Origin of the sequence: Klebsiella sp. HMSC16A12, from assembly GCF_001808265.1 — a bacterium.
GTDB lineage: Bacteria > Pseudomonadota > Gammaproteobacteria > Enterobacterales > Enterobacteriaceae > Klebsiella > Klebsiella pneumoniae.
The window spans coordinates 1-2,636 of sequence record NZ_KV792575.1 but is presented as its reverse complement, the minus strand read 5'-3'; the positions used below and the strand labels follow the sequence as shown (position 1 = coordinate 2,636).

Genomic DNA, 2,636 nt, shown 5'->3' with positions numbered 1-2,636 from the left:
ATGCCGGGCAGGAACAACGGGTGTCTACTGTACGCGACAATCAACGCACCGGGTAAGAGCTGAAGGCAATACTCTATTGTATGCGATGTCCGGTTAAATGGCCGAGCATCGCCGGGTATGCACCAATAGGGTCTACTGTATGCGAGAGTCGACATATAACCCATGTTAAGTGTCTACTGTGTGAGGCAACCTGTGAAGCCTCGTGGGTAAAGGTCTACTGTACTCGATGGTTAGGAACGATCACTTACTGACCATGGATATAGCTCCAGTGGTCTGTATTATTCTGCCGTCCGAGAGTGATATGAGTTCGCAGTCCAAGAACCATCAGAAGATTACACTGACTATTTTAACTATAAGAAACTGAATTATATACCTATTAATCAACCTCAATAGAGATGCTGGATATGTTTCCAGAAACCTAAAATTACAAAAATTGACAGTTGCTACATATTTGTATGAGTTTTAAACTATCTCTGCAACACACGGAAAAATGTTTCATTATGGGAATAAAAAATGAACAAAAGTACAATTGCATTGATGATGGCCATGCTTTCAGGTACTGCTTATGCTGACTCTACGCAGTTAACGCCAAATTTCTCACCGGAAAGTGTAACTGTATCTACCTCCGCCGGGATGTTAAGCGGTAAATCTCATGAAATGGTTTATGATACTGGTACAGGAAGAAAGGTCAGCCAGCTGGACTGGAAGATCAAGAATGTAGCCATTTTAAAAGGCGACATTTCCTGGGATGCATATTCGTTTCTGACACTGAATGCACGAGGCTGGACATCCCTGGCTTCCGGGGCTGGTCATATGGACGACTATGACTGGATGAACGATAATCAATCGGGATGGACTGACCACTCATCCCACCCCAGCACGAACGTCAACTATGCCAATGAATTCGATCTGAACGCAAAAGGCTGGGTTTTCCAGAATGAAAACTATAAAGCGGGTGTAATGGCTGGTTATCAGGAGACTCGATTCAGCTGGACTGCAACCGGTGGTTCCTATAACTACGATAATGGTGCATATACTGGAGAATTCCCTGCTGGTGAACGTGGAATTGGCTATAGCCAGCGGTTTTCCATGCCGTACATTGGCCTTGTAGGTCAGTATCGTATTAATGATTTTGAGTTCAATGCATTGTTTAAATTCAGTGACTGGGTTCGGGCGCACGATAACGATGAGCACTACATGCGGGATTTAACTTTCCGTGAGAAGACGACCAGTTCACGTTACTATGGCACTTCAATTGATGCCGGATATTACGTAACTCCGAACGCCAAAGTATTTGCTGAGTTCACCTACAGTAAATATGAGGAGGCTAAGGGAGGGACTCAGATTATTGATACTAACAGTGGCGAGTCCGCCTCCATTGGGGGAGATGCCGCCGGGATATCAAATAAAAACTATACGATTACAGCGGGCCTGCAATATCGATTCTAAGTAAAAAATCTTGATTAGGAGGATTTGTTCCATTTCAATCGTTACCTAATCATGACACATGCCATATTTAATGCCAGAGTAACAGCTCTGGCATTGAAAGATTTCATAAATTAAAAGTCAGGCATACCCGTCAAGCGTAGAAGATGAAATCCACATAAAAAACAGAACCATATTATGATGCAGCACCATATCATCCATCAAGATTTCGGAGGATATAAGAACAGAATTTATTAAGATATGGAAATATCGAGGTTCCTGTATTTTCTGTCTACTACAGTAGACCACCGGGAAAAGAGATAACATGTATACGCCCGGATTTCAGAAATCGGATTAACTGAATACCATAACACAAAAGCGATAATTCAAAAGAGACAGCCACATGCACTAAATCAGATCGGTTTCCTGATTTTGGTTTAACCTGACACTTAAAGCTAATGTATGTGTACATTAGCTTTAGCTGGGGAAAAGATACGTGAGAGCTGAAACGCAAGAAGCTATGCGGATGTTTTTGGGGGGACGTTGCTACACGGCTAAACAGCTCGAAAAGGACTATCTCTCTGAAGTGGCAGGTTACAGCGACGACCGCTGGGAAGCGCCGCAAAGAGCTGCGCGGCTGGCGGCAGCGGTAAAACGCTACAAAACCTCTGAGATGCTGCGTTTTATTTTTGCCACCATCGCGTATGATCCCGACCCGGATCTGACGCCGCTTGCCGTGAGGCGGCTGTGTCAGGCCTTGTTCGGCAGAACCGGTAGCCAGTGGCTTATAGTGGAAATTTTCGGGGTGAAGGGACGGCAGCACCGCAGCGATGACAGCACTCCGGAGTCCGTTGAAAAAATGGCAACCAGATATCGTCACGCCGCAGGGCTGCACTGGGCGGCAACTCTGGCGGAAATTGAGCGGGAAAAGCGCAACTATCAGACCCAGGTTAAGGCATCCAGGAAGGGAGAAGGGTAAATAACATAAATTTAATGCTAATGTACGCATACATTAGCATTACGCTAAAGTGGCTATACCACCAGTTTTTGTATCCAGATGGCTTACTGACATGTTTCCCTGCACGGTTATTCAGGTCTGAATGCGACAGGGGCCTACATCACAGAAGGGGATTGAGAACTGGAATGCGCTGGTCTGTTTTGCACCAGCGCTACGGGGTTTGATCTTACCCAGCAATAGTGGACACGCGACT

The 2,636-nt window shown here is 45.3% G+C and carries 2 protein-coding genes; both read left to right on the top strand.

Going from position 1 to position 2,636, the window contains the following annotated elements:
• The first annotated feature begins 513 nt into the window (after positions 1 to 513).
• Positions 514 to 1,449: an omptin family outer membrane protease Kop gene (gene kop / locus HMPREF3140_RS08815; RefSeq protein ID WP_004026564.1), complete on the top strand. Its 936-nt coding sequence runs from the start codon at positions 514 to 516 to the stop codon at positions 1,447 to 1,449.
• A gap of 472 nt (positions 1,450 to 1,921) precedes the next feature.
• On the top strand, positions 1,922 to 2,404 hold the full coding sequence (locus HMPREF3140_RS08810) for a hypothetical protein (protein WP_175437602.1): 483 nt from the start codon (positions 1,922 to 1,924) through the stop codon (positions 2,402 to 2,404).
• Positions 2,405 to 2,636 lie beyond the last annotated feature (232 nt).

Excerpts from the sequence above, each read along its gene's own strand:
- kop (WP_004026564.1), top strand. The coding sequence starts at position 514 with ATGAACAAAAGTACAATTGCATTGATGATGGCCATGCTTTCAGGTACT.